This window comes from Microbacterium sp. NPDC055988 (assembly GCF_042269505.1).
In the GTDB taxonomy this organism is placed as follows: Bacteria; Actinomycetota; Actinomycetes; order Actinomycetales; family Microbacteriaceae; genus Microbacterium.
In genome coordinates this window covers 161,438-186,338 of sequence record NZ_JBHJXY010000001.1, presented here as the reverse complement: position 1 = coordinate 186,338, position 24,901 = coordinate 161,438, and the positions used below count along the sequence as shown (strand labels likewise).

General features: G+C 68.9%; 21 protein-coding genes and 1 tRNA gene. 18 read left to right on the top strand and 4 right to left on the bottom strand.

Going from position 1 to position 24,901, the window contains the following annotated elements; translation table 11 throughout:
• Nucleotides 1-152 precede the first annotated feature (152 nt).
• On the bottom strand, nucleotides 153-1,661 hold the full coding sequence (locus tag ACFC14_RS00955) for a PucR family transcriptional regulator (RefSeq protein ID WP_376100624.1): 1,509 nt from the start codon (nucleotides 1,659-1,661) through the stop codon (nucleotides 153-155).
• A gap of 97 nt (nucleotides 1,662-1,758) precedes the next feature.
• On the opposite strand from ACFC14_RS00955, the gene gabT reads away from it, so the two are divergent.
• The 8 genes from gabT to poxB all read left to right on the top strand — a co-directional run bounded on the left by gabT (nucleotide 1,759) and on the right by poxB (nucleotide 12,811).
• Nucleotides 1,759-3,120 (top strand): 4-aminobutyrate--2-oxoglutarate transaminase, encoded by a 1,362-nt coding sequence (gene gabT / locus ACFC14_RS00950; RefSeq protein WP_376100623.1) that lies wholly within the window; start codon nucleotides 1,759-1,761, stop codon nucleotides 3,118-3,120.
• Between the two features lie 79 nt (nucleotides 3,121-3,199).
• Nucleotides 3,200-4,603 carry a flavin monoamine oxidase family protein gene (locus tag ACFC14_RS00945; protein WP_376100622.1) on the top strand — a complete coding sequence of 468 codons (1,404 nt, stop codon included), beginning with the start codon at nucleotides 3,200-3,202 and terminating at the stop codon, nucleotides 4,601-4,603.
• The gene (locus ACFC14_RS00940; protein ID WP_376100621.1) at nucleotides 4,603-5,487 is read left to right on the top strand and encodes a universal stress protein; all 885 of its coding nucleotides are present in this window, start codon (nucleotides 4,603-4,605) and stop codon (nucleotides 5,485-5,487) included. The genes ACFC14_RS00945 and ACFC14_RS00940 overlap by 1 nt, the downstream gene beginning before the upstream one ends.
• The gene (locus tag ACFC14_RS00935; protein WP_376100620.1) at nucleotides 5,487-7,034 is read left to right on the top strand and encodes an APC family permease; all 1,548 of its coding nucleotides are present in this window, start codon (nucleotides 5,487-5,489) and stop codon (nucleotides 7,032-7,034) included. Before ACFC14_RS00940 ends, ACFC14_RS00935 begins: the two co-directional genes overlap by 1 nt.
• Before the next feature lie 22 nt (nucleotides 7,035-7,056).
• Nucleotides 7,057-8,523, top strand: coding sequence for an NAD-dependent succinate-semialdehyde dehydrogenase (locus ACFC14_RS00930; RefSeq protein WP_376100619.1), 1,467 nt, complete (start codon nucleotides 7,057-7,059; stop codon nucleotides 8,521-8,523).
• 25 nt (nucleotides 8,524-8,548) lie between these two features.
• Nucleotides 8,549-9,913 carry an NAD-dependent succinate-semialdehyde dehydrogenase gene (locus ACFC14_RS00925; protein WP_376100618.1) on the top strand — a complete coding sequence of 455 codons (1,365 nt, stop codon included), beginning with the start codon at nucleotides 8,549-8,551 and terminating at the stop codon, nucleotides 9,911-9,913.
• Between the two features lie 171 nt (nucleotides 9,914-10,084).
• Nucleotides 10,085-10,975, top strand: coding sequence for an endonuclease domain-containing protein (locus tag ACFC14_RS00920; protein WP_376100617.1), 891 nt, complete (start codon nucleotides 10,085-10,087; stop codon nucleotides 10,973-10,975).
• A gap of 111 nt (nucleotides 10,976-11,086) precedes the next feature.
• Nucleotides 11,087-12,811 carry a ubiquinone-dependent pyruvate dehydrogenase gene (gene poxB, locus ACFC14_RS00915; RefSeq protein ID WP_376100616.1) on the top strand — a complete coding sequence of 575 codons (1,725 nt, stop codon included), beginning with the start codon at nucleotides 11,087-11,089 and terminating at the stop codon, nucleotides 12,809-12,811.
• 3 nt (nucleotides 12,812-12,814) lie between these two features.
• Here the strand turns inward: poxB and ACFC14_RS00910 are convergent, their stop codons facing one another.
• Both ACFC14_RS00910 and ACFC14_RS00905 read right to left on the bottom strand, forming a co-directional pair.
• Complete coding sequence (locus ACFC14_RS00910; protein ID WP_376100615.1) at nucleotides 12,815-15,622, bottom strand: tetratricopeptide repeat protein; 2,808 nt, start codon at nucleotides 15,620-15,622, stop codon at nucleotides 12,815-12,817.
• 23 nt (nucleotides 15,623-15,645) lie between these two features.
• On the bottom strand, nucleotides 15,646-17,469 hold the full coding sequence (locus ACFC14_RS00905) for an HSP90 family protein (RefSeq protein WP_376100614.1): 1,824 nt from the start codon (nucleotides 17,467-17,469) through the stop codon (nucleotides 15,646-15,648).
• A gap of 195 nt (nucleotides 17,470-17,664) precedes the next feature.
• Here ACFC14_RS00905 and ACFC14_RS00900 point away from each other — a divergent pair.
• From ACFC14_RS00900 to nusG, 3 genes are all read left to right on the top strand, one after another.
• A tRNA-Trp gene (locus ACFC14_RS00900) sits at nucleotides 17,665-17,737 on the top strand.
• A gap of 40 nt (nucleotides 17,738-17,777) precedes the next feature.
• Nucleotides 17,778-18,050, top strand: coding sequence for a preprotein translocase subunit SecE (gene secE / locus ACFC14_RS00895; protein WP_029260992.1), 273 nt, complete (start codon nucleotides 17,778-17,780; stop codon nucleotides 18,048-18,050).
• A 42-nt stretch (nucleotides 18,051-18,092) separates the two neighbouring features.
• Nucleotides 18,093-19,139, top strand: coding sequence for a transcription termination/antitermination protein NusG (gene nusG / locus ACFC14_RS00890; RefSeq protein WP_136040694.1), 1,047 nt, complete (start codon nucleotides 18,093-18,095; stop codon nucleotides 19,137-19,139).
• 141 nt (nucleotides 19,140-19,280) lie between these two features.
• Here nusG and ACFC14_RS00885 read toward each other — a convergent pair whose 3' ends face one another.
• Nucleotides 19,281-19,673 (bottom strand): VOC family protein, encoded by a 393-nt coding sequence (locus ACFC14_RS00885; protein ID WP_376100613.1) that lies wholly within the window; start codon nucleotides 19,671-19,673, stop codon nucleotides 19,281-19,283.
• 97 nt (nucleotides 19,674-19,770) lie between these two features.
• Between ACFC14_RS00885 and ACFC14_RS00880 the strand changes: the two genes are divergently transcribed.
• The 7 genes from ACFC14_RS00880 to ACFC14_RS00850 all read left to right on the top strand — a co-directional run bounded on the left by ACFC14_RS00880 (nucleotide 19,771) and on the right by ACFC14_RS00850 (nucleotide 24,897).
• Nucleotides 19,771-20,775 (top strand): helix-turn-helix transcriptional regulator, encoded by a 1,005-nt coding sequence (locus ACFC14_RS00880; protein ID WP_376107045.1) that lies wholly within the window; start codon nucleotides 19,771-19,773, stop codon nucleotides 20,773-20,775.
• A 122-nt stretch (nucleotides 20,776-20,897) separates the two neighbouring features.
• Nucleotides 20,898-21,329: a 50S ribosomal protein L11 gene (rplK, locus tag ACFC14_RS00875; RefSeq protein ID WP_017829145.1), complete on the top strand. Its 432-nt coding sequence runs from the start codon at nucleotides 20,898-20,900 to the stop codon at nucleotides 21,327-21,329.
• A gap of 11 nt (nucleotides 21,330-21,340) precedes the next feature.
• The gene (gene rplA, locus ACFC14_RS00870) at nucleotides 21,341-22,030 is read left to right on the top strand and encodes a 50S ribosomal protein L1 (RefSeq protein WP_029260994.1); all 690 of its coding nucleotides are present in this window, start codon (nucleotides 21,341-21,343) and stop codon (nucleotides 22,028-22,030) included.
• Nucleotides 22,031-22,220: 190 nt separating this feature from the next.
• Nucleotides 22,221-23,033, top strand: coding sequence for an amino acid ABC transporter substrate-binding protein (locus tag ACFC14_RS00865; protein ID WP_376100612.1), 813 nt, complete (start codon nucleotides 22,221-22,223; stop codon nucleotides 23,031-23,033).
• Between the two features lie 3 nt (nucleotides 23,034-23,036).
• Nucleotides 23,037-23,702, top strand: a complete 666-nt coding sequence (locus ACFC14_RS00860; RefSeq protein WP_136040690.1) for an amino acid ABC transporter permease — start codon at nucleotides 23,037-23,039, stop codon at nucleotides 23,700-23,702.
• On the top strand, nucleotides 23,689-24,492 hold the full coding sequence (locus ACFC14_RS00855; RefSeq protein ID WP_376100611.1) for an amino acid ABC transporter ATP-binding protein: 804 nt from the start codon (nucleotides 23,689-23,691) through the stop codon (nucleotides 24,490-24,492). Before ACFC14_RS00860 ends, ACFC14_RS00855 begins: the two co-directional genes overlap by 14 nt.
• Nucleotides 24,493-24,540: 48 nt before the next feature.
• On the top strand, nucleotides 24,541-24,897 hold the full coding sequence (locus tag ACFC14_RS00850; RefSeq protein WP_376100610.1) for an iron chaperone: 357 nt from the start codon (nucleotides 24,541-24,543) through the stop codon (nucleotides 24,895-24,897).
• The last annotated feature ends 4 nt before the right edge of the window (nucleotides 24,898-24,901 follow it).

Here is a 24,901-nt window from a genome sequence, read left to right as displayed (position 1 = left end):
GTCGCGGACGGCGGGGGAGCCGTCCTGGGGATGTGGACGGCTGTGGGAGTCGTCCGGGGATGGAACGGGCGGCTGTGGGGGCTGTCCGGCAGCGAGGGGCGGGGAGGGCGCCCGCCCCTCGCTGATCTCCCGCGCGCGGGTCGGCGCAGATCTCAGTCCCGGGCGGTCTGCAGGAGCGTCCACAGCTCGGCGCGCGCGGGGAACGTCGACAGATCGATGTCGAGCAGGCCGCTCGCCTGCGTGATACGGGAGCGCAGGGTGTGCCTATGCACGCCGAGGGTGGCGGCTGCGGCTTCGGCCCGGGCATCGTGCTCCAGCCAGGTGCGCAGTGAACGCTCCAGCTCGGCGCCGGTGCGGACGTCATGCTCGCGCAGCGGCGCGAGCCGGGACTCCGCCACGAGACGAGCCTCATCGGTGGCGAGGGCGGTGAGGATGTGGGAGCCCACCGTCTCGGAGTAACGCGCCACGCCGTGCGTCCCCTGCTGGCGGAGCGCGGTGAGAGCCTGTGCGTGCGCGCGGGCGAACGAGTCGTAGGTGTCGGGGTCTGAGACGCCGATGCGGATGCCGAAACGGGTGGCGACCTCGTCGAGCAGGGCCTCCTCGCCGGCGGAGATGCACATCGTCACGCCGTCCGCGGACTCGGCGAGGAAGACCGGAGTGCCGTGTTCGGCGCGGTGCCGCTCCCACCAATCGGCAAGCGGACCGGCGGGGGCATCCGCGGTGACGGCCACGACGACCGGGGCCGGAGGTAGACCGCCCAGCACCCTCCGAGCCAGAGTGGGGTCGTCGGTGAGCAGCGACCCGAGCAGCTGGGCGTGCAGGCGCCGCCGACTCCTGGCGAGCTGCTCGCTCTGCTCCATCGCGAGTCCGGCCATCGCGATCACCGAGGTGACCACCGAGCGTGCCTCGGGGTCGAGCGCGTCGACCGCCAGGGCGATCACCCCGCGCAGGTGGCCCCCGCGCCCCACGGTGAACAGCATGAAGGTGCTCTCCCCGAGAGTGAGGGACTGCCCTGCCTCGAGGCCGCGGGTGAGGATGTCCATCACGCGCTCACCGAGGGTGTCGCGCATTGCGGCCCCCAATCGGTCGCGCGGATGCGAGGCGATCACCGCTCCCGCCGCGTCGAACATGCCCGCCCAGACCCCCAGTCGTCGTCCGAGCTCTGCGATGGTCGCTTCGAGTCCGCTCGGGCGCAGCGCCGCGAGTGCGAGTGCGCGCTGGGCGTCCAGTGCCCACGACCGGCGCGAGTATGCCTGGGCGGCGATCGCCTCGGCGTGTGCGCGGGCGACAGCGATGAACGGGGTGCGATACGGCACCGAGAACAGGGGGATCCCTCGTTCCGCGCAAGCGACGACGAGCTCCTCCGGAATGCCGGAGCGGTGCACCTCGGTGCCGAAGCCGAGTCCGAGGATGCCGCGATCGGCGAGGCGGGCGACATACGTGTCGATGTCGACGGCGTCGTCGAATTGGGTGCCGGTGGTCAGCAGCGCCAGGTCCTCGGAGAGGAACGGGGTCGGATCGGCGAGATCCGAGCTGTGCACCCAGCGCAGCGGTCGGTCGAGCGCGCCTTCCGGCAGGTCGTCCTCGAGCGGCACGAGCACGAGCCCGAGATCGCGACGGTGAAGCAGCGCCCGCAGGGTCGGATGTTCAGTGACGGTCATGACCGATCTCCCGAATGTACAGAGTGGCGAAGAGCTGTCTCAGATTGTACAAGTCGGCGAGTGCGAGGGTTTCCGTCGCGGCCGTACGCTCGCGAACATGGCACTCCTCGACACCGCAGCACCCGCAGTCCCTCTCGGCGGACCCGACCTCCCACAGGAGCGTCGCCTGGTCACGGACCTTCCCGGCCCTCGCTCGGCCGAGATCCTCGCACGCAAGGCCGATGCCGTCGCCGCCGGTGTGGGCCACACCGTGCCGATCGCGGCCGTGGCCGCCGGCGGCGGAGTGATCGTCGACGCCGACGGCAACTCGCTCATCGACCTCGGCTCCGGCATCGCGGTGACCACGGTCGGCAACGCGCACCCGAAGGTCGCCGCAGCCGTGGCAGCGCAGGCTGCCCAGTTCACGCACACCTGCTTCATGATCTCGCCCTACGAGTCGTACGTCGGCGTCGCCGAGGCGCTCAACCGCGTCACCCCCGGCGACTTCGCGAAGAAGAGCGCCCTGTTCAACTCGGGTGCAGAGGCCGTCGAGAACGCGATCAAGATCGCCCGCAAGCACACCGGCCGTCAGGCGGTCGTCGCCTTCGACCACGGCTACCACGGCCGCACGAACCTGACCATGGCGCTCACCGCCAAGTCGATGCCGTACAAGAGCGGTTTCGGTCCGTTCGCCCCCGAGGTGTACCGCGCTCCGATGTCGTACCCGTTCCGTGATGGCCTCGACGGCCGTGAGGCTGCCGTCCGCGTCATCCTCCAGCTCGAGAAGCAGATCGGCGCAGACAACCTCGCCGCGGTCATCATCGAGCCGATCCAGGGCGAGGGCGGCTTCATCGTCCCGGCCGACGGCTTCCTGCCGGCGATCGTCGACTGGTGCCGCGCGAACGGGGTCGTCTTCATCGCCGACGAGGTGCAGACCGGCTTCGCCCGCACCGGCCACATGTTCGCGAGCGAGATCTTCGGCATCGAGCCCGACCTGATCACCACGGCCAAGGGCATCGCCGGCGGCCTCCCGCTCGCCGCCGTCACCGGTCGCTCCGAGATCATGGACGCCTCGCACTCCGGTGGTCTCGGCGGCACCTACGGCGGCAACCCGATCGCCTGCGCTGCCGCCCTCGCGTCCATCGACGTGTTCGAGAACGACGGCGTGATCGAGCGCGCACGGGAGATCGGCGTGATCCTCACGGAGCGTCTCACCGCGATCCAGCAGAACGACCCGCGCGTCGGCGACGTCCGCGGACACGGTGCGATGATCGCCGCCGAGTTCGTCGATCCCGAGACCAAGGCTCCGGATGCCGCCCTCACGGCCGCTGTCGCGAAGGCGTGCATCGCCCAGGGCGTCGTCGTCCTCACCTGCGGAACCTACGGGAACGTCATCCGCTTCCTCCCCCCGCTCTCGATCGGCGACGATCTGCTGAACGAGGGACTCGACATCGTCGCCGCGGCGCTCGCCGCGGCATGACCCCCCTGTCCGGTCGCGACCCCGATCGGGGGATTTCGGGTCGCGACCGGCACTGTTTCACCCAACGAAGGAGTTGCAGATGGCTGAGATCACTCGCGACGTACTGATCATCGGGGCCGGAGCCGCAGGGCTCACGGCGGCGAACGACCTCCGCAGGGCCGGCCTGTCGGTCGCCGTGCTGGAGGCCCGCGACCGCGTCGGCGGGCGCCTGTGGACCGACGTCATCGACGGCGCCATGCTCGAGATCGGCGGCCAGTGGGTCTCGCCCGACCAGGACGCGCTCAAGGACACGATCGAGGAGCTGGGGCTCGAGACGTACAGCCGCTACCGCGAAGGCGACAGCGTCTACGTCGGCCCCGACGGACAAGCACACCGCTTCACCGGCGAGATGTTCCCGGTGGCGCCGGAGACCGAGGCCGAGATCGCCAGGATCACCGAGATCCTCGACGCGCTCGTCGCCGAGATCGACCCGGACCGTCCCTGGGCCCACCCCAGCGCCGAAGACTGGGACACGATCACGTGGGACGCCTGGCTGCGCTCGCAGACCGACGACGACGAGGCCGTGCGCAACCTGGCCTTCGCCACGGGGTCGGCGATGCTCACCAAGCCCACGCACTCCTTCTCGCTGCTGCAGTCGCTGCTGATGGCGGCATCCGCCGGCTCGTACTCGAACCTCGTCGACGCGGACTTCATCCTCGACAAGCGCGTCGTCGGCGGACTGCAGCAGGTTCCGCTGCGGCTCGCGGAGCGCCTGGGCGACGACGTGCTGCTGAACCAGCCCGTGCGCAGCCTCGAATGGTCCGACCCTTCGACGGGCTCAGGGACCCAGGCTGTGGTGGCCACCACCGACGAGCACACGGTGCGCGCCCGCCACGCGATCCTCGCGCACGCGCCGGTGCTCTACAGCCGCATCGCGTTCGACCCGCCGCTGCCGCGCCGACAGCACCAACTGCACCAGCACCTGTCGATGGGCTTCGTCATCAAGGTGCACGCCGTGTACGACCGGCCGTTCTGGCGCGAGCAGGGCCTCAGCGGCACCGCCTTCAGCCCGTACGAGCTCTCGCACGAGGCGTATGACAACACCAACCACGGCGACGAGCGCGGCACCCTCGTCGGCTTCGTCTCCGATGCCAACGCCGACGGCGTGTTCGAGCTCTCGGCCGAGGAGCGCAAGGAGCGCATCCTCGAGTCGCTGTCGCACTACTACGGCCCAGAGGCCAAGAATCCCGTCGTCTACTACGAGAGCGACTGGGGCAGCGAGGAGTGGACGCGGGGCGCGTACGCCGCGAGCTTCGACATGGGGGGCCTGCACCGCTACGGCGCCGACCTCCGCACCGCGGTCGGGCCGATCCACTTCGCCTGCAGCGACATGGCCGGCGCCGGATACCAGCACGTCGACGGGGCAATCCGCATGGGGCACCTCGTGGCATCGAACATCGTCGACGCGAGCCGTGACGCGGGCTCCGCTGAGAGCGCCGGCTGATGACCGGCTCGGTCGTCGTCGGATACACGGCGACGGATGCGGGAGCGGATGCCGCGGCGCTCGGCGCCCGGCTCGCCCGCAGCCTCGGTGCGACCCTGCACCTCGTGATCGTGCTGCCGAACGAGGGCACGCGCAGTGCGGCCGTTCCGCCCGAGCGTGCCTATGAGGAGCACCTCAGATCGCAGGCGAGGAAGTGGCTCGCGGACGCCGTGGTCCGGCTCCCTCAGGAGCTCACCCGCAGCGGTCACGTGCGCTTCGCCGAGTCGTTCGCCGAGGGGCTGATCGCCGCCGGCGAGGAATTCGGCGCGCGAGTGATCGTCATCGGCGCCGCGGGCGGAGGCATCTTCGGCCGTCACCGGCTCGGCAGCGTCGCCTCCGAGCTGCTGCACTCGTCGACCATCCCGGTGGCACTCGCGCCCGTCGGCGTCGCCCAGCAGGACGATCATGTCCTGCCGCGCGTCACGGTCGCCGTCGGATCCCGGCCGGGTGCCGATGCCCTCCTCGACGAGGCGGTCGCGCTCGCGGCGGACAGCGGCGTCGACCTGCGGCTCGTGTCCCTCGTCCCTTTCGACGTGCCCCCGGGACTCGACACCGGAGCGATCCGCACGGTCGGTGACACGCACGGCCAGGAGGTGCTCGCGGTCGCGTCGGAGTTGTTGCCCGACGGCCGTTCCGCCGCGGTCGAACAGGCACCGGGCGACTCCGTCGAAGACGCCGTCGCCCACCTCTCCTGGCTTCCGGGTGAGGTCGTCCTGGTCGGCTCCAGCCGACTGGCGCAACCGCGCCGTCTGTTCCTGGGCTCCACGGCGGCGAAGATGCTGCACGAGCTGCCCGTTCCCATGATCGTCGTCCCGCGTACCCGCAACGAAGCAGGAGACCGCTGATGAGCAGCACGAACCGGGCGACGGAGCCCGAATCCGGTGTCACGACCGGCATCTCCACCAAAGGTCTGAGCGCCGGAACGGTCGGCCTGATCGGCGCGGTCGTGATCGGCATCTCGTGCATCGCCCCCGCCTACACCTTCACCGCCGCCGTCGGCCCCACGGCATCCGAGGTCGGAGCCCAGATCCCGGCGATCATCCTCGTCGGCTTCATCCCGATGCTCCTCGTCGCCTTCGGCTACCGCGAGCTCAACAACCGGATGCCGGACTCCGGCACGTCCTTCACCTGGGCGGCCCGCGCGTTCGGCCCGTGGGTCGGCTGGATGGCCGGCTGGGGTCTGGTCGTCGCGACGATCCTGGTGCTGTCGAACCTCGCCGGCGTCGCGGTCGACTTCCTCTTCCTTCTGCTGTCGCAGATCACCGGAAATCCGGAGATCGGCGACCTCGCCGGTGTCACCTGGATCAACATCGGCGTCTGCCTGCTGTTCATGCTCGGGGCGACGTGGATCTCATATCGCGACATGCAGACGACGCAGAAGCTGCAGTACTGGCTCGTCAGCTTCCAGATCCTCGTGCTGGTGTTCTTCGCCGTCGCTGCCATCGTGCAGGCGGTGAACGGCAACGGCTTCGACTACCAGCCGTTCGACCTGAACTGGTTCAACCCGTTCGCGATCTCCTCCTTCAGCGCGGTCGCCGCCGGTCTCTCGCTCTCGATCTTCATCTTCTGGGGCTGGGACGTCACGCTCACCATGAACGAGGAGACCAAGGACCCTGAGAAGACGCCGGGCCGCGCGGCCACCGTGACGGTGCTGACGATCGTCTCGCTGTACCTGCTGCTCGCGGTCGCGATGATCATGTTCGCCGGCGTCGGCACCGGAGCGCTGGGGCTCGGCAACGAAGACATCCAGGAGAACGTTTTCTTCCACCTCTCCGGACCGATCCTCGGACCGCTGGCCTTCCTGGTGTCGCTGGCGGTGTTGACCAGCTCGGCGTCGTCGCTGCAGTCCACGTTCGTGGGTCCCGCGCGGACCCTGCTGGCGATGGGGCACTACGGCGCCCTGCCGAAGGCGTTCGCGAAGGTCAGCCCCCGCTTCTTCACCCCCGGGTACGCGACCATCGTCTCGGCGATCGTGGCCTCCGCGTTCTACGCCGTGATGCGCGTCGTCAGCGAGGACACCCTGTGGGGCACCATCCTCACCCTCGGCATGATGATCTGCTTCTACTACGGGATCACCGCGTTCGCGTGCGTCTGGTACTTCCGCAAGCAGTGGTTCGACTCGACGCGGAACTTCTTCTTCACGTTCCTCTTCCCGCTCGTCGGCGGCGCGATCCTCGCGGTGCTGTTCTTCACGACGCTGATCGACTCGATGGACCCGGAGTACGGCTCCGGATCGCAGATCGGCGGCGTCGGCATTGTCTTCATCCTCGGGATGCTGATCATCGTCGTCGGCATCGCGGTCATGATCTGGAACGCGGTCCGTCGGCCCGCCTTCTTCCGCGGCCAGACGCTGGGCATCGACGCACCGCCCAGCCGACGCAAGCGCGCATAGCCCTCCTCACAGAAAGAGAATCATGAGCACTCAGACCGAACAGGCGCTCCTCGACAGCATCCCCACCGGCCTCTTCATCGGCGGTCAGTGGATCGACGGCGAGACCGGCGGCACCTTCGACGTGCAGGACCCGGCGACGGGCTCCGTGATCCGGACCATCGCCGACGCGACACCGGCCGACGGCATCCGTGCCCTCGATGCCGCGGTCGCCGCTCAGGACGAGTGGGCGGCCACCGCGCCGCGCGTCCGCAGCGAGATCCTCCGCAAGGCGTTCGACCTCGTGCAGGAGCACAAGGAGGATCTGGCGCTGCTCATGACGCTCGAGATGGGCAAGCCGCTCGCGGAAGCCCGTGGTGAGGTCGTCTACGGCGGCGAGTTCCTGCGCTGGTTCAGCGAGGAGGCGGTGCGTATCAGCGGCCGCTACGGCATCAACCCCGAGGGCACCGGCCACATGGTCGTGTCGCAGCGTCCGGTGGGCCCGTCGTTCTTCGTGACGCCGTGGAACTTCCCCTTCGCGATGGCCACCCGCAAGATCGCGCCGGCACTCGCGGCCGGTTGCACGGTCGTCATCAAGCCCCCGGCACTGACCCCGTTGACCACGATCTTCTTCGTCTCGCTGCTCGAGAAGGCAGGACTCCCCGCCGGTGTCGTCAACGTCGTGCAGACGTCGAAGTCCAGCGCGTTGTCCGCCCCGATCATCGCCGACCCGCGTCTGCGCAAGCTCTCCTTCACCGGATCGACCGAGGTCGGACGCAAGCTCATCGCGCAGGCGGCCGAGGGCGTGCTGCGGGTCTCGATGGAACTCGGCGGTAACGCGCCGTTCGTGGTGTTCGACGATGCCGACCTGGACAAGGCCGTGGAGGGCGCACTCGCCGCGAAGTTCCGCAACATCGGACAGGCGTGCACCGCGGCCAACCGCTTCATCGTGCACAAGGACGTCGCGGGTGAGTTCGCCAAGCGGGTCACCGACCGTGTCAACGGGATGAAGATCGGCCGCGGCACCGAGGAGGGCGTCGCGATCGGACCGCTCATCGACGCGGATGCCGTCGCCAAGGCGGGCGAGCTCGTCGATGAGGCCGTCGGTCGCGGTGCGACGCTGCTCGCCGGTGGCAAGGCCGTCGAGGGCACCGGCACGTTCTACGAGCCCACCGTTCTCACCGACGTGGTCGCGGGCAGCGCCATCCTCCGCGAGGAGATCTTCGGCCCGGTGCTGGCGATCGCGACCTTCGAGACCGAGGACGAAGCGGTGCACCTCGCGAACGACACCGAGTACGGACTGGTCTCGTACGTGTTCACCGAGAACCTGCAGCGCGGCCAGCGGATGATCGACAAGCTCGAGACGGGCATGATGGGACTCAACGTGGGCGTCGTCTCCAACGCCGCGGCCCCCTTCGGCGGCGTCAAGCAGTCCGGTGTCGGCCGCGAGGGCGGATTCGAGGGCATCCACGAATACCTGTCCACCAAGTACACGCTGATCCCGGTCTCCTGACCGAGCAGCCAGAGGAGGAGAGAACATGACCGACTACGCCGTCATCAACCCCGCCACCGGAGAGACGCTGGCGTCCTTCGACACGTTCACCGACGCTCAGATCGACCAGGCGGTCGCTGCCGCCGACGAGGCCCACCGCGAGTGGTCGCGCTCGTCGACGGTCGCCGAGCGTGCAGCCCTCGTCCGGCGCGCGGCCGAACTGCACCGCGAGCGTCGCGAGGAGCTCGCCGACATCTTCGTGCGCGAGATGGGCAAGCCCCGTGAGGCCGCCCTCGGCGAGGTCGACTTCGCCGCGGACATCGCCGAGTACTACGCCGACCAGGCGGAGTCGATCATGGCGGACCAGCCGATCGCGATCCTGGGGGAGGGGTCGGCCATCATCCGCCGCTCCTCGCTCGGCCCGCTCGTCGGCATCATGCCCTGGAACTTCCCCGCGTACCAGATCGTGCGCTTCGCCGCTCCGAACCTGATCGTCGGCAACACGATCCTGCTCAAGCCCGCGCCGCAGTGCCCGGAGTCGTCGACCGCGATCGAGAAGATCTATCACGACGCCGGTTTCCCGAAGGGCGCCTACCAGAACGTGCTCGCCACCAACGAGCAGATCGCGACGATGATCGCCGACCCGCGCGTGCAGGGCGTCTCGCTCACCGGGTCCGAGCGTGCCGGCGCCGCGGTCGCCGAGATCGCCGGTCGCAACCTCAAGAAGGTCGCGCTCGAGCTCGGCGGCTCCGACCCGTTCATCGTGCTCTCCACCGACGACCTCGACGCGACCGTGCAGGCCGGCGTCGACGCGCGCCTCGACAACAACGGTCAGGCGTGCAACGGCGCGAAGCGCTTCATCGTCGTCGACGGTCTCTACGACGCCTTCGTCGAGAAGTTCACGGCGGCGATGGCGGCGGTCGAGGCGACCGACCCGATGCTCGACGACACGGTCCTCGGCCCGGTCTCGTCGGAGACAGCGGCGGTCAACCTGCAGAAGCAGGTCGACCAGGCCGTCGAGCAGGGCGCGACGCTGCTGACCGGCGGCACCCGCGACGGCGCGTTCTTCGCACCCACCGTGCTCGCCGACGTGACGCCCGAGATGAACGTGTACCGCGAGGAGCTCTTCGGCCCCGCCGCGGTCGTGTACCGCGTGGCGGACGAGGACGCGGCGGTCGAGCTCGCGAACGACACGACCTTCGGCCTCGGCTCGTATGTCTTCACGACGGATGCCGAGCAGGCCGAGCGCGTCGCCGACAAGATCGAGGCGGGCATGGTCTACGTCAACCTCGTGCTGGCCGACAGCCCCGAGCTGCCGTTCGGCGGCGTCAAGCGCAGCGGCACCGCGCGTGAGCTGGGACACCTGGCGGCGGACGAGTTCGTCAACAAGAAGCTGATCCGTATCGGCTGAGTCTTTCCCTGAGGAGCCAAAGAACGCCGCCTCCCGGTCTCGGGAGGCGGCGTTCTTTGGCTCCTCACCAGGTGCTTGTGTTCCTCTGCACGGCAGCACGCGGGGGGAGGGTGTGCACAGCACGCGGGGCTGGCGCACGCCGCAGGCACGCGCAGAGGTCAAGATCGGCGGATGCATCCATCGCCGTTGCCGCCCGGAACTCCGATCGGCTTCACCGTCCCCGATGCGCTCACACGGGGAATCACCCCGCGCCGTCTGCGAGCGAAGGATCTGTCGAGCCCCTTCCACGGCACGCGCGCTCGCAGACGGCTCGTCGGCGCGGAGACCGTATCGCTGCTGCTGGCAGCGCTTCCGCCGCACGCGTTCGTGTGCGGCACGACGGCCGCCTGCCTGTGGGGTCTGCCCCTGGCGGCGCAGCAGGAAGCGGAGGCCTGGACGCGACCGCGGATCGGTGTCCCCCCGGCGGAGACCCGAATTCGCCGGGAGGGTGTTCTCGGCCATCGACTCGCAGTGGAAGGTGACGACGTGGTCCGACGCCGCGGTCTGGCGGTGCTGTCGCCCGCGCGGACGTGGGTGGACGTGTCTCGCGTCATGCGTCTGCCGCGGTTCCTCGCCCTCACGGATGCACTCCTCAGCGCCCGGCATCCGCTCGTCTCGGCGGAGGAACTCGCACGTCATCACGAACGGTTCGCGGGTGGGCGCGGGGCGAGGGTGCGGCAGCGCGCGCTCGAACTGGCGGACGGTCGTGCCGAGTCCCCGCGCGAATCCATGGTGCGGCTGATTCTGATCGAGGCGGGGCTGCCCCGTCCGGAGTGCAACGTCGAGATCTGGCACCATCGCCGATTCGTGGCGCGAGTCGACATGCTCTATGCCGACGAATGGCTCGTCATCGAGTACGACGGAGATCACCACCGAGACCCTGATCAGTGGAGTCGGGACCAGATCCGCCGCGCCGAGCTCGAATCGCTCGGCTATCGCATGATCGTGGTCACCCGCCGCGACTTCGACGATCCTGATGCGCTCGTACGCCGGATTCGTCGTCTGCTCATAGCGGCTCGTTGAGGTGAGGAGCCAAAAGAAGTCGGATGCCGCGGTGTGCGCGCGGCGTGTCTTGACCTCTCAGCGTGGGCGTAGCCCCGCCCCGCGCGAGCGCACCGGGCGTAGGGTCGAAGCATGGCCAACGTCGCTGAGAACATCGTCAAGACTCTGCACGCCAACGGGATCGACCGTGTCTACGGCATCCCCGGAGACTCGCTGAACGGCTTCACGGACGCGCTGCGCAAGGACGGCACGATCCGCTGGGTGCACGTGCGGCACGAGGAATCCGCCGCCTTCGCGGCAGCCGCGGATGCCGCCACCACAGGAGAGCTCGCGGTCGTCGCCGGCTCCTGCGGTCCGGGCAACCTCCACCTGATCAACGGCCTCTACGATGCCAACCGCTCGCGCGTGCCCGTGCTCGCGATCGCCGCGCACATCCCGACCACCGAGATCGGAACCGGGTACTTCCAGGAGACGCATCCGCAGGAGCTGTTCCGCGAGTGCAGCGTCTACGTCGAATACGTCGCCGATCCGAAGCAGATGCCGCGGCTGCTCGAGATCGCCATGCGCGCCGCGATCGAGGAGCGCGGCGTGGCCGTGCTCGTGATCCCGGGGGACGTGGCTCTGGCCGACATCGCGGACGACCGCGCCGTCGTGATCGAGCGTGCGCGACCCGTGGTGGTCCCCAACGCGGCGGAACTCGAGAAGGCGGCGACTCTGCTGAACGCGGCGAAGAACGTCACGATCCTCGCCGGCGCCGGCGTGGAAGGCGCACACGACGAGGTCATCGTGCTCGCCGACAAGCTGGGCGCCCCCATCGTGCACGCCCTCCGCGGCAAGGAGTTCATCGAGTACGACAACCCCTTCGACGTCGGCATGACGGGGCTCCTGGGCTTCGCCTCCGGGTTCCGCGCCATGGAGGCCGCCGACGCGCTCCTGGTCTTGGGCAGCGACTTCCCCTACGAGCAGTTCTATCCGGATCACGCCAAGACCATCCAGGTCGACATCCGCGGCGCGCAGCTCGGGAAACGGCATCCACTCGATCTCGGCCTGGTCGGCGACGTGCGCGCGACTTCCGAGGCGCTGCTGCCGCGGGTGGCGAGGAAGGACGACCGCGGCCACCTCGAGGATGCCATCGCGCACTACCGCAAGACGAGGAAGAAGCTCGATGAGCTCGCCGTGCCCGCCAAGGGCAAGCGACCCATCCACCCGCAGTACCTGGCTCGCCTGCTGGACGAACACGCGGCCGACGACGCGATCTTCACCGCCGACGTGGGGTCGCCGACCGTGTGGGCTGCGCGCTACCTGTCGATGACCGAGGACCGCCGCCTGATCGGCTCGTTCACGCACGGCTCGATGGCGAACGCCCTGATGCACGGCATCGGCGCGCAGGTCGCGCACCCCGACCGCCAGGTGGTCGCGCTGGCCGGCGACGGCGGACTCGCGATGATGCTCGGCGAGCTCCTCACCCTCACCCAGAACAAGCTCCCGGTGAAGACGATCGTGGTGAACAACTCCTCGCTGAACTTCGTCGAGCTCGAGATGAAGGCCGCCGGCTTCGTCACCTACGGCACCGGGCTGGAGAACCCGAGCTTCGCGGCGATCGCCGAGGCCATGGGGATCTTCGCGCGCCGGGTGGAGCGCAGCGACGACCTCCCGGATGCCGTGCGGGAGGTGCTCGCGCACGACGGCCCCGCGCTGCTCGACGTCGTCACCGAGCGGCAGGAGCTGTCCATGCCGCCGGCGATCGAGGCCGCGCAGGTCAAGGGCTTCGCCCTCTATGCGATCCGTACGGTGATGTCCGGCCGCGGCGACGAGCTCCTCGACCTCGCCAAGGCCAACTGGCGCCAGCTGTTCTGACCGTCAGCTTTGCGCGAGAGTCCGCACCTCGGCCGCCTCGCCGTGACGCCCGAGCGACTCGAGGACGTTGCCGAGCTCGAGGGCTGCCACCTGGAGCAGTGGCGGGTGGCCGGCGGCGTGGTCGATCGCGCTGCGGTAGACGGGCACGGCGTCGGCTGAGCGGTCGTTCGCTGCCAGCACGCGCCCGGCGAACAGCTCGGACCCACCGGCCGAGCCGAGGTCGCCGAGCGCCGCGAAGCCGTCGGCTGCGGTGAGGGCAGCCGCGACCGCCTCGTCGATCCGGCCGAGCTCGGCGAACGCCCGTCCGCGCGAATCGGTGACGTCGGCGAGGAGCCACTCGGCCTCGTGCTGCTGAGCGAGGGCGGCGACCTCGTCGAAGAGCGCGAACGCCCGCTCGTCGCCGCGTCCGCCGTATGCCTGTCCGAGGCTGTGCAGCACTTCGGTCACGGCTCCCACGGCATCCGGGGCCCGGCGTACGATGTCGGCCGCCGACTCGAGCAGGCCCATCGCGTCGTCGTGCTCGTCGAAGCGCGCGAGGATCTTGGCCTGCTCGGTCATCGACATCGCCTGGTCGGCGTGCTCCTCCGCCTGCCCGAACAGCTCGGAGGCGTAGCCATGAGCACCGACGGCCTGGCCGAACTCACCGGCGGCGCTCAGCGAGCGCGCCAGCATCGAGGCGGTCATCGCGCGCGAACCGGCGGGAACCTCGGCCTCCTCCTCGCGCTGCAGCACGTCGCCGAACAGCTCTGCTGCCTCTTCGGCATCGCCGGCACGCAGCATGGTCCGGGCGAGCCGGAAGTCCACTCCGGTCGAGTCGCCGTCGCCCTCGCCCGCGATGCGCGCGGCGACGCGGTAGCGGGAGACGGCCTTCTCCGCCTCGTCCGCGTCTTCCCAGAGCGCTCCGGCGAGAAGGTGGGCGTCACCGAGGGCGCGCGTCGCGCCCAGTTCGGCGAGCAGCCGGCACACCTCGTCGGCGTCGACAGCGCCTTCGGCATAGGCGTCGCTGCAGCCGCGCACGCGCGCCCTGGTCTGCAGTGCCTGCGCCCGGTGCCCGGTGCTGAGGTCGTCCTGTGCGAGGAAGCGGTCGAGCAGTGCCGTCGCCGCCTCCATGTCCCCCTTGCTCAGCACAGCCGAGATCGCCAGGAGCGTCGTGGTGTTGGCGAGCCGGGTGTCATCGGCCTCGGCGAACGAGCGCGCGGCGAGCTCGGCGAGATCGAGCGCGGCATCCGCTTCCCTGGCTCGCAGGTGCAGCGCGGCGCGGCTGATGGCCAGATCGCCGCGCGACCAGGCGGGCAGCGATGCGGCATCGGCGATCGCATCCTCCAGGTCGGCCGTCGCCTCGGGGGTGTCGATCCCGAAGGTCGCGAGTCCGAGGCGCTCCTCCAGGTCGGCCTGCTCGTCGCGGCCGGCGGCGCGGAGGGCGGCGACCCGCTGGGGAAGCAGTTCCAGGGCCTCGTCGGCGCGTTCGAGGGCGATGAGGATCCCGATGCGCATCGAGAGCAGTTGGGCGCGCTTGCAGGGGTCTTCCACCTCGAGGGCGCGGGGGAGTGCGTCGAGGGTCTCGTGCTCTGCTCCGAACTGGGCGAGCTGCATGGCACGCTCGAACCAGCCGTCGGCGTCCGCCGGCGTGTTCGAGGGGGTCGGGGCCGCGAACGCGTCCGAGCGGATCGGCACGTCGTACTGCTCACCCGCGAGTGCGCGCATGCGAGCCAGGCTGCGCGCATGCCCGTCCGTCCCGTCGCGCTCGTCGAACGCGGCGGCGATGCGGTCCGCGGCCGACCACGCGGACGCCGCGAGTGCTGCAGCGCTCCAGCGGCCGTCGTGCTCTCCGAAGAAGGGGACGAGCGCGGGCGACTCCGCTCCGCGCACGGGGGTGTCGCCGTGGCCCACTGCCGTGACCCGGTCCAGTGCGACGGCGAGGGCGGCGAGGGCGGCGAGGGCGGCGAAGTGCGCGTCGACGTTCAGTCCGTCGTGGGCGAGCCAGGCGATGTGCTTCTCGACGAGTGCGAGCGCACGAGCCTCGTTCCCGGTGAGCGCTGTGAACACGATGTTGTTGGCGACGATGCGCAGGTTGTCGGGGTTGTCCTTCGCCAACCGGTAGCTGCGCAGGTGCGCGGTCTTGGCCTCGTCGAACCGCCCGGCGCGCAGAAAGGGAAGGAGCACGCGCGAGAGGGCGTGCTCCGGCTCTTCGCCGCACGAGAAGCCGCCCTCGATCATCTCCTCCACCAGGACGATGGCCTCCGCGTCGCGGTCGGTGTCCGCGAAGAAGCCCGCGATCTGGCTCCGGCCGCAGGCGTCGCAGTGGCTGTGGTCATCCCGCGGTGTGGCCTCCAGCTGCACCCGCAGCGCCTCGGCCTCGTCCATGCGTCCGGCATCCCAGGCATCCTCGAATCGGGCGGTGAGCACACCGCTCACTCCGAGTCCGCCGGCGCGGTAGTGCTTCTCCATGTCATCGAGCACCGCGGCGATCTGCTCCTGGGAGAACGCCGGCGAAGAGCGCAGGGACGACGCCATCCACTTGAACTGCCACATCAGGTCGGCGCCGCCGTTGTCGAGGTCGGCGGGGAATCGCTGCGGGTCGGCCTCGTGGTGCGCGAGGCACCAGGCGAACGAGTTCAGCATCACATCGGTCGCGCCGCCCATGTTCGCCGACGCCGTCTGCCGCATCCGTGCCTCGTACTCGAGTCGCTCATCGCCGATCTCGATGGCGAGAGCCACCGCTTCCGAGACCAGGGCCTGCTCGGCGGGACCCCACGGGGTGCGGTCGATCTCCTCGATCAGCTGCTGGAAGCGCTTCTTCGGACGTGCCATGGGGGATCCTTCGGTGGGGTGTGTCAGCGGCCTTCGACGAAGGGGATCTGGTCCCCTTCGATGCCGGCCGAAAGGGAGACGAGGTCGGCGAGTGCGCTGGTCATCAGGGCACGATCGGCGTCGGCGAGCGGATGGTGCCCGGCGAGCAGCGCCTGGATGTAGAGAAGCTGCACGGTGCGGGCGAAGACGGCGTCGTCCTGCACGCGCACCAGGGCGCGAACCACCCGGTTCGACCAGTTCAGGCACAGGCGGGCGCGGAGGTCGTCCTCGCGCGCCGAGGACATCGTCTTGTCGATGCGGTCCAGCACGCCGCCCCAGAGCGCGCCCGAAACACCCTTGGTGCGGCCGCGGTCGATCGCTCGCAGGACCTCCGGGTCGGCGACGTAGAGTCCGGCGAGGTCGGGGCGGTCGATCGAACGCACGACCACCGAGCAGTCGGATGCTGCCAGCACGGCCCCCGCGCGCGTCTCCAGTGCCACGGCGGCGTCGCGGTCGTCGAGCGGGGGAGGGTCGAGGCGGTCGAGCTCTCCGGTGACATCGACCTTCTCGACGGTGACGTGCGGGTAGAGGTCGGGCAGCATCCGGATCAGGTCGGCGTCGTAGAGGTATCCGCCGTTGACGAGCACCTCGTCGGAGGGGGAGATGCCGGCCACCTGGCGGAACTCGTCGACGGTCTGCGCATACCGCACGTTCGGGTATCGCTCCACGAGGTCGCCGATCCGCATCGTGCCGTGCGTGGTCTCGACGGTCAGCCAGCGCGAGATGAAGTGGGCCAGCTCCTCGTCGTGGCGCACGAGGGACTTGAGCCCGACCTCGTGCACGGCCACGAACTGCGCGAGACGATGCGGCTCGCTCAGGCCCAGTTCCAGGACCCAGCGGCGGATGCCGGCGCCGAGCTGTTCACGCACACGCTCGAGCGCCGCGTCTTCGACCAGCGACTCCCTGCTCGCGGTGGGGGCGAGGCCGGTCGAATCGATCACGGCGCGGACGAAGAACGCCCACTCGGGGAGCACGTCGTCGACGCGCTCGGAGAGCAGCATCCGTCCCAGATACATGCGCGTCGCCTGACGCGCACCCGGCGGCGGGGCGTAGGGCAGCACGTACGCGAGGCCGCGAGTCCCGGTGGCGGGCTCGCCCAGCTCGATCACGTCGAGCGGACCCGCGCCGAGGAGGTCGCGCCCGTACTGCACGGCAGCGTCAGGATCCTGGGCGGAATCGAGGAAGGGCGCATCCCTGGTGATGTCGATGTCACCGCCCGGGCCATCGAGTGTGACCCGCACAGGAAGGAACTCCCCGAACGTCGTGGCGAGTTCGCGCACGGCGGCAGGGCGCAGGAGCTCGTCGGCGTCGAAGCGCGGCACGAGGTGCACGCTGGTGCCGATCGGCAGCTCTTCCTCGATCTCGGCCACCTGGAACGTGCCGTCGGCGCTTCCCGTCCATTCGACCGATGCGCCGCCGCGGGCGCTGCGGGAGCGGATGACGATGGTGTCGGCCACCATGAAGCAGCTGAGCAGACCGATCCCGAACTGGCCGAGGTAGTCGCTGCGGGGAAGGTCGAAGATGTCGCGCTTGGAGCTGCGCCCGACGGTGGCCAGCAGATCCGCGACCTCCGTCGCCGTGAGACCCACGCCGTCGTCGCGCAGCACGAACTCGCCGTTCTCCGCGGTCAGCGGGGTGATCCGGATGCGTCCTCCGCCGCCGTCGACCTCGCGGCGTGCGGTGATCGCGTCGCGGGCGTTCTGCAGCAGCTCCCGCAGGTACACCCGTGGACTGGAGTAGATGTGTCTGCTGAGCAGATCGACCACACCGCGCAGATCCACCTGGAACTGCTGCACCTCAGCGCTCACCGGCGCTCCCTCCTCCTGCATACGCTCGCTGAGCCTAACAAGAACACGCCTCTGCGATCCCGGTTCGGCGCCACCGGATCGATGCCGTATGCTTGTGGGGCAGTTGTTCTCTGCATTCTTTCGCCATGCCTGGGGTCTCCCGATCACAGTCACGGTGGCAGAGTGGAGAGAGAACCCCGAGACCTCCCGGTCTCTAGGGCGGTAGCTCAATTGGCAGAGCAGCGGTCTCCAAAACCGCAGGTTGCAGGTTCGATTCCTGTCCGCCCTGCGCGTCAGCGCAACGCTGACACACGAAAGGTACATTCAGGATGGATCAGGACGAACCGCGCGGCGAGGTCGTCGCGGCCGGCGCCACCCGCGAGAAGAAGGGCAACCCCTTCTCACGGTTCTTCGGGGGTATCGCCCTGTTCATCCGCCAGGTCATCGCCGAGCTCCGCAAGGTCGTCACGCCGACTCGCAAGGAGCTGTTCAAGTTCACCCTGGTGGTGCTCGTCTTCGTTCTGATCGTCATGGGCATCGTCTACGGCTTGGACACGCTGTTCGCGTTCTTGACGCACTGGGTGTTCGGAATCCCTGGCTGATGACCCCCGCGGCTCGCGCCGCAGCTATGGAGAAGAAACAACGTGTCTGAACGATATTCCGACGACGCCGACTGGGCGACCGCCGCAGAGCAGTCCAGCGAGGAAGACGAAGCCCAGGAGGGCAACGTCCTCGCCGAGGAAGAGCTCTCGGCCACTTCGGCCGAGCACGTCGCCGTCCACGTCGAAGACGAAGACGGCGAAGCGGATGACACGGCTGACATCGACATCGACATCGACGACCCGGAGGCGGACGCGATCGTGAACGACGCTCTGAACCTGGACGAAGCGGCTGAGTCTGAGGCTGCCGCTGAGGTCCTCAACGAATCTGTGGCCGAAGAGGCCGCCGACCTCGACGCGGCTGCGGCCGACGAGGTCACCCCCTACGACGGTCCGGATGTCAACGGTGACGAGGACTCCTCCGCCGATGACGAGGACTCCGCAGACGCCGACGACGAGGACGCAGAGGAAGACCCGTACGAGGCCTTCCGCATGGACCTCCGCATGCTTCCCGGCAAGTGGTACGTCATCCACTCCTACGCCGGCTTCGAGCGCAAGGTGAAGGCCAACATCGAGCAGCGCAAGTCGACGCTCGAGGTCGAGGACGAGATCTACCAGATCGAGGTCCCGATGGAAGACGTGGTCGAGATCAAGAACGGCCAGCGCAAGATGGTCACCCGCGTGCGCATCCCCGGCTACGTGCTGGTGCGCATGGAGCTCACGGAAGACACCTGGTCGGTCGTGCGTCACACCCCGGGTGTGACCGGCTTCGTGGGCAACGCCCACAACCCCACGCCGCTGCGCTTCGAAGAGGCCTTCAACATGCTGAAGTCGCTCGTCGAGGTCAAGGACGTCCCCACGGCCAAGAACATCGCGTCGAAGGGCGGCGTCGCCGTCGCCCGTCCGCTCCCGGCCGAGGTCGACTTCGAGGTCGGCGAGACCATCACGATCAAGGAGGGCTCGTTCGCGGGTCTTCCCGGTTCGATCAGCGAGATCAAGCCCGAGAGCGGCAAGCTCACGGTCCTCGTCTCCCTGTTCGAGCGCGAGACCCCGGTCGAGCTGTCGTTCGACCAGGTCACCAAGATGGTCTGACCCACACATCCTCACGAGAACGGCCGTCCCTTTCGGGGCGGCCGTTCTCGCGTCTGGGGCGCATTGCTTCGGTTCCGGTCGCACTTGCTGTCGCCTTATCGTCCGCGAGGCGGCAGCAACTGCGACCGGAACGGCGCCCCGTCAGTGCTGACCTGCCCAGTGCGGGCTCTGGATGAGGCCGATCAGGTTGCCGAACGGGTCGCTGACCGATGCCGACCACCAGCCTTCACCGCGCTGGGTGACCGGGTCGAAAGCCGTGGCGCCGAGTTCGAGGAGCCGGGCCACCTCCGCGTGGATGTCGTCGACGTGCATGCTCACCAGCGCGCCACCCGGCTGGGGAAGCGCGGGGCGGAAGCGGGCATCCATCAGGGCGAACTCGTCTTCGTCGTCGCCGAACCGCCACTCCGCGTATTGTGCGGGTCCGGCCTCGGGGCGCGTGAAGTAAGGGCCCGATCCGAAGACCGCCGTGTACCAGGCGACGGCGGCGGGCATGTCCTCGGCGACGAGGTTGAGATTTGCGAGACCACGGAACATGGGATTCTCCTTCTGAGTGGGTACTTCTTCTGATGGGCTTGTTCTTCTATGCTCTCGGGTGAAGTGATCACCAAATGATCACTTCTGAAAAGAGGTTCTGATCCGCGCCGACCGCCTCATCCAGGCGCTTCTGCTGCTCCAGGGCAGAGCGCAGATCACGGCTGCGCAGCTCGCGGCCGAACTCGAGGTGTCGGTGCCGACCGCGCGCCGCGACCTCGAAGCCTTGGCGATGTCCGGCGTGCCCATCTATCCGAGTCGGGGGAGAGGCGGCGGGTGGCGGCTCATCGGCGGCGCGCGCACCGATCTCACCGGCCTCACGCAGGGCGAGGTCACGTCGCTGCTCGTCGCACTGACCCAGAGCGGTGCGGCGACCCCGGAACGGATCGCCGCCACGCGCAAGCTCGTCCGCGCGCTGCCGGAGCCGTTCCGTGAGGGCGCTCAGCGCGTCGCTGCCACGACGGTGCGCGATGCCCCGTGGGGCGTGACCGAGACCGACGCGGTGCCGCCGTCGGTCGCGGAGCTCCAGCGGGCGATCGCGGGAGGATTCCGTGTCGAGCTGCGCTACGAAGGAGCATCCGGATCATCCTCCTTCGAGGTCGTCCCCCTGATGGTCGGCAGCCGTGGGCCGCGCTGGTACGTGCTCGCCGCGCCGGCTACCGCCGGGACGGACACCGCCGACGAGGAGGCGTTGCGCACATATCGGGCGGATCGGATCGTGGAGGTCCGTGTGCTGTCGTCTCGCGGTTCCGCTCCCGCCGGTTTCGACCACTCGCAGGCGTGGTCGGAGATGGTCGAGCGCGTCGAGGAGATGCGTGGGGCGGCTCGCGCCGTGGTCGGCGTGGAACCCTGGGCGGTGAAGGCGCTGCACGACCGGTTCGGCGTGCAGGCCCGGATTCTCCCCGACGCGCCAGACGCCGACGGACGCGTGCGGATGGAGGTCAGTGCGCACCGTGTCGATGCGCTCGCGGAGCAGCTGGCGGGCTGGACGGGCGCCGTGGAGGTCATCGAACCCGCCGCCGTCCGCGCCGCGCTCCTGGCGCTCGGCGTGCGGATCGTGTCCCAGTACGGCGATGATGGCCGGGGTCCGCGCGACTCGTCCTGATCGGGTAGACTTGTGTGGTTTGTGCGGCGCCTCGGCGTGCGCAGAGACGACCACGCTCCGGAAACGCCGGATCTGTGGGAGAAGCGGATGCTCCGGCATCCGATTCGATGAAAGGAAAGAGAATGGCACCGAAGAAGAAGGTGACCGGCCTGATCAAGCTTCAGATCAACGCCGGTGCAGCCAACCCGGCGCCGCCGATCGGCCCCGCGCTCGGTCAGCATGGCGTCAACATCATGGAGTTCTGCAAGGCGTACAACGCCGCGACCGAGTCGCAGCGCGGCAACGTCATCCCCGTCGAGATCACCGTCTACGAGGACCGCAGCTTCACCTTCGTCCTGAAGACCCCGCCGGCGGCGGAGCTCATCAAGAAGGCCGCAGGCGTCCCCAAGGGCTCTGCGACCCCGCACACCGTCAAGGTCGCGAAGATCACCAAGGACCAGGTCCGCCAGATCGCCGAGACCAAGCAGGCCGACCTGAACGCGAACGACATCGAGGCCGCGATCTCGATCATCGCCGGCACCGCCCGCTCCATGGGCATCACGGTCGAGGGCTGAGGAGAATAATCATGGCTACCAAGTCCAAGGCTTACAAGGCTGCCGCCGAGAAGATCGAGGCAGACCGTTTCTACACCCCGACCGAGGCAGTCGCCCTCGCGAAGGAGACCGGCTCGTCGAAGTTCGACTCGACCGTCGAGGTCGCGCTGAAGCTCGCCGTCGACCCCCGCAAGGCAGACCAGATGGTGCGCGGCACCGTCATCCTGCCCCACGGCACCGGTAAGACCGCCCGCGTCATCGTCTTCGCCACAGGCCCCGCGGCCGAGGCAGCGATCGCCGCAGGTGCAGATGAGGTCGGCGGCGCCGAGCTCATCCAGAAGGTCGCCGATGGCTGGACCAACTTCGACGCCGCTGTCTCCACCCCGGAGCTCATGGGCCAGGTCGGTCGTCTCGGAAAGGTGCTCGGACCGCGTGGTCTGATGCCGAACCCGAAGACCGGCACCGTGACCCCGAACCCGGCCAAGGCCGTCGAGGAGATCAAGGGCGGAAAGATCGAGTTCCGCGTCGACAAGCACGCCAACGTGCACTTCGTCGTCGGCAAGGCATCGTTCACCGCTGAGCAGCTCGACGAGAACATCGGCGCAGCGCTCGAGGAGATCGTCCGCCTCAAGCCGTCGAGCTCGAAGGGCCGTTACATCCAGAAGGGTGCGGTGTCGACCACGTTCGGCCCCGGCATCCCGCTGGACGTCAACTCCATCTGACGCTTCGACAAGCTCAGCGACCCAGTCGCAGAGAAACGCCCCCGGGTCCGCCCGGGGGCGTTTCTGCGTTCCATCCCCCGCGAAACGAAACGTCATCGGATGCGGAGACGCGGCGCCGGCCGCGTACTGTGAGGGAGTTCCCGCGACGGTCGCGTAAACTCGCACCGCGCTTCTCACCCCAGGAGGGTCCATGTCCCGTCGTCTCATCGCCGTCACCGCACTCGTCGTCGCCGCCGCGGCGCTCACCGCCTGCAGCGGGTCGAGCACGCCGGCCAGTACATCCGACGGCGCAGAGGGATCCGACTTCGGGTTGGTGCAGGAGGGCACGCTCACGGTCGCGACCGAGGGCACCTACCGCCCCTTCAGCTTCCACGGCGACGGCGGCTCGGGCGACCTCACCGGCTTCGATGTGGAGATCATCCAGGCGGTCGCCGACAAGCTCGGCCTCGAGGTCAAGTTCCAGGAGACGCAGTGGGATGCGATCTTCGCGGGCCTCGACGCGGGACGCTTCGACGTCATCGCCAACCAGGTCTCGATCAACGACGAGCGCGAGGCGAAGTACCTCTTCAGCGCCCCGTACACGGTCTCGCCCGGAGTCATCGTCGTGGCCGAGGACGACGACTCGATCTCTTCGTTCGACGACCTCGACGGCAAGACCACCGCGCAGTCGCTCACCAGCAACTGGTACGAGCTGGCCACCGACTCGGGAGCCAAGGTCGAAGCGGTCGAGGGCTGGGCGCAGGCGGTGGAGCTGCTGCGTCAGGGCCGCGTGGATGCGACGGTCAACGACAAGCTGACCTTCCTCGACTACGAGACCACCAACAGCCCGACCGGGTTGAAGATCGCCGCCGAGACGGATGAGGCCGGCGAGCAGGCCTTCGTGTTCACCCAGGACAAGGAGGCGCTCGTCGAGGCCGTGGACGGTGCTCTCGAAGCGCTCCGTGCCGACGGGACCCTGGCCGAGATCAGCGACAAGTACTTCGGCGAAGACGTCACGCAGTAGTCGATGGAGAGCCCCTGGCAGCTGTTCTTCGATTCGCTCGGGCCGATCGCCTGGGCGGGTCTGACGGCGACGGTGCCCCTCGCCCTGGTGTCGTTCGTCCTGGGGCTCGTCATCGCCGTCGGCGTCGCACTGATGCGGATATCGGTGCACCCGGTCGTCTCCGGCGTCGCCCGGTTCTACATCTCGGTGATCCGCGGCACGCCCATGCTCGTGCAGCTGTTCGTGATCTTCTACGGCATGCCGTCGATCGGGATCACGCTCGACCCTTGGCCCAGCGCCATAATCGCGCTCTCCCTCAACGTGGGCGGTTACGGGGCCGAGGTGGTGCGTGCGGCGATCCTCTCGGTCCCGAAGGGGCAGTGGGAGGCGGCGTACACGGTCGGGATGAACCGCACCCGCACGTTGACCCGGATCATCCTGCCTCAGGCAGCACGTGTGTCGGTGCCGCCGCTGTCCAACACGTTCATCTCGCTCGTCAAGGACACCTCCCTCACCTCGCTGATCCTGGTGACGGAGCTGTTCAAGGTGGCGCAGCAGATCGCCGCGACGACCCTCGAGTTCATGGTGGTCTACCTCGCCGCGGCGCTGGTGTACTGGGTGTTCTGCCTGGTGCTCTCCTTCGGTCAGAGTGCTCTCGAAAGGAGGCTCGACAGCCGTGTCGCCCATTGACAACGCACCCGAACCGCTCCTCACAGCCCGCGGTCTGCGCAAGAGCTTCGGAGACAACGAGGTGCTGCGCGGCATCGACCTGACGCTGCATCGCGGCGAGGTCGTCGTGCTCATCGGCCCCAGCGGCTCGGGAAAGACGACGGTGCTGCGCGCGCTCAACGGCCTCGAGACCCCCGACGCGGGAACCATCGCCGTCGCGGGCGGGCCCGACATCGACTTCGCTCCCGACGCCAAGCCCGGGAACCGCGAGCAGAAGCAGAAGCGGCTCGCTCTGCGCGACCGCTCGGCGATGGTGTTCCAGCATCACAATCTCTTCCCGCACCTCACTGTCCTCGAGAACGTGATCGAGGGCCCGTGGAGGGTGCAGGGGCGACCGAAGTCCGAGGTCGTGACAGAGGCCCTCGCTCTGCTCGACCGCGTGGGCCTGGCAGACAAGGCGCATGCGCGCCCGCATCAGCTCTCGGGTGGCCAGCAGCAGCGCGTCGGCATCGTGCGGGCGCTCGCGCTCAAGCCCGACCTGCTGCTCTTCGACGAGCCGACCAGTGCGCTCGACCCCGAGCTGGTCGGGGAGGTGCTGCTGGTGATCAAGGAGCTGGCGGATGAGAACTGGACCATGGCGGTCGTGACGCACGAGCTGAGCTTCGCGCGCGAGGCAGCCGATCATGTGCTGTTCATGGATGCCGGTGTGATCGTGGAACAGGGCCCGCCGGCCGAACTCTTCCGCGCGCCGAAGCACGAGCGCACGCAGCGTTTCCTCACGCGCATCATGCGTCCGCTCGACGGCGCCTGATTCCGCCCGGTCCTCGCCCTGCGTGCGGAACGGTGGAAGGATGCCGTGATGGGCACCGTCGACGATTACCTCGAAGAACTCCTCCCTGCGGACCGTGACGCGATCGACCGGGTCTATGCGGTCGCGCGACGGGAGGCTCCGGAGGCCGAGCAGGGCAAGGGCTACGGTATGCCGGCCCTCGTGCACGGAGGCAAGCCGCTCCTGTCGGTGATGCGCGCCAAGAAGCACATCGGGATCTATCCGTTCAGCCCGGACGCGGTCGCGGCAGTTGCGAGCGCGCTGGAGGGGCAGCCGGGGGTGAGCGTCGACAAGGGGACGATCCGGTTCCAGCCGGAGCATCCGATTCCCGACATGGTGCTCGAGCGCCTGGTCAAGGCCCGGCTCGCCCAGATCGACGGCAGCTGATCCG

Coding starts and splice junctions, on each gene's coding strand:
- ACFC14_RS00955 (WP_376100624.1), bottom strand. CDS start 1,661: ATGACCGTCACTGAACATCCGACCCTGCGGGCGCTGCTTCACCGTCGC.
- gabT (WP_376100623.1), top strand. CDS start 1,759: ATGGCACTCCTCGACACCGCAGCACCCGCAGTCCCTCTCGGCGGACCC.
- ACFC14_RS00945 (WP_376100622.1), top strand. CDS start 3,200: ATGGCTGAGATCACTCGCGACGTACTGATCATCGGGGCCGGAGCCGCA.
- ACFC14_RS00940 (WP_376100621.1), top strand. CDS start 4,603: ATGACCGGCTCGGTCGTCGTCGGATACACGGCGACGGATGCGGGAGCG.
- ACFC14_RS00935 (WP_376100620.1), top strand. CDS start 5,487: ATGAGCAGCACGAACCGGGCGACGGAGCCCGAATCCGGTGTCACGACC.
- ACFC14_RS00930 (WP_376100619.1), top strand. CDS start 7,057: ATGAGCACTCAGACCGAACAGGCGCTCCTCGACAGCATCCCCACCGGC.
- ACFC14_RS00925 (WP_376100618.1), top strand. CDS start 8,549: ATGACCGACTACGCCGTCATCAACCCCGCCACCGGAGAGACGCTGGCG.
- ACFC14_RS00920 (WP_376100617.1), top strand. CDS start 10,085: ATGCATCCATCGCCGTTGCCGCCCGGAACTCCGATCGGCTTCACCGTC.
- poxB (WP_376100616.1), top strand. CDS start 11,087: ATGGCCAACGTCGCTGAGAACATCGTCAAGACTCTGCACGCCAACGGG.
- ACFC14_RS00910 (WP_376100615.1), bottom strand. CDS start 15,622: ATGGCACGTCCGAAGAAGCGCTTCCAGCAGCTGATCGAGGAGATCGAC.
- secE (WP_029260992.1), top strand. CDS start 17,778: ATGGATCAGGACGAACCGCGCGGCGAGGTCGTCGCGGCCGGCGCCACC.
- ACFC14_RS00885 (WP_376100613.1), bottom strand. CDS start 19,673: ATGTTCCGTGGTCTCGCAAATCTCAACCTCGTCGCCGAGGACATGCCC.
- rplK (WP_017829145.1), top strand. CDS start 20,898: ATGGCACCGAAGAAGAAGGTGACCGGCCTGATCAAGCTTCAGATCAAC.
- rplA (WP_029260994.1), top strand. CDS start 21,341: ATGGCTACCAAGTCCAAGGCTTACAAGGCTGCCGCCGAGAAGATCGAG.
- ACFC14_RS00865 (WP_376100612.1), top strand. CDS start 22,221: ATGTCCCGTCGTCTCATCGCCGTCACCGCACTCGTCGTCGCCGCCGCG.
- ACFC14_RS00860 (WP_136040690.1), top strand. CDS start 23,037: ATGGAGAGCCCCTGGCAGCTGTTCTTCGATTCGCTCGGGCCGATCGCC.
- ACFC14_RS00850 (WP_376100610.1), top strand. CDS start 24,541: ATGGGCACCGTCGACGATTACCTCGAAGAACTCCTCCCTGCGGACCGT.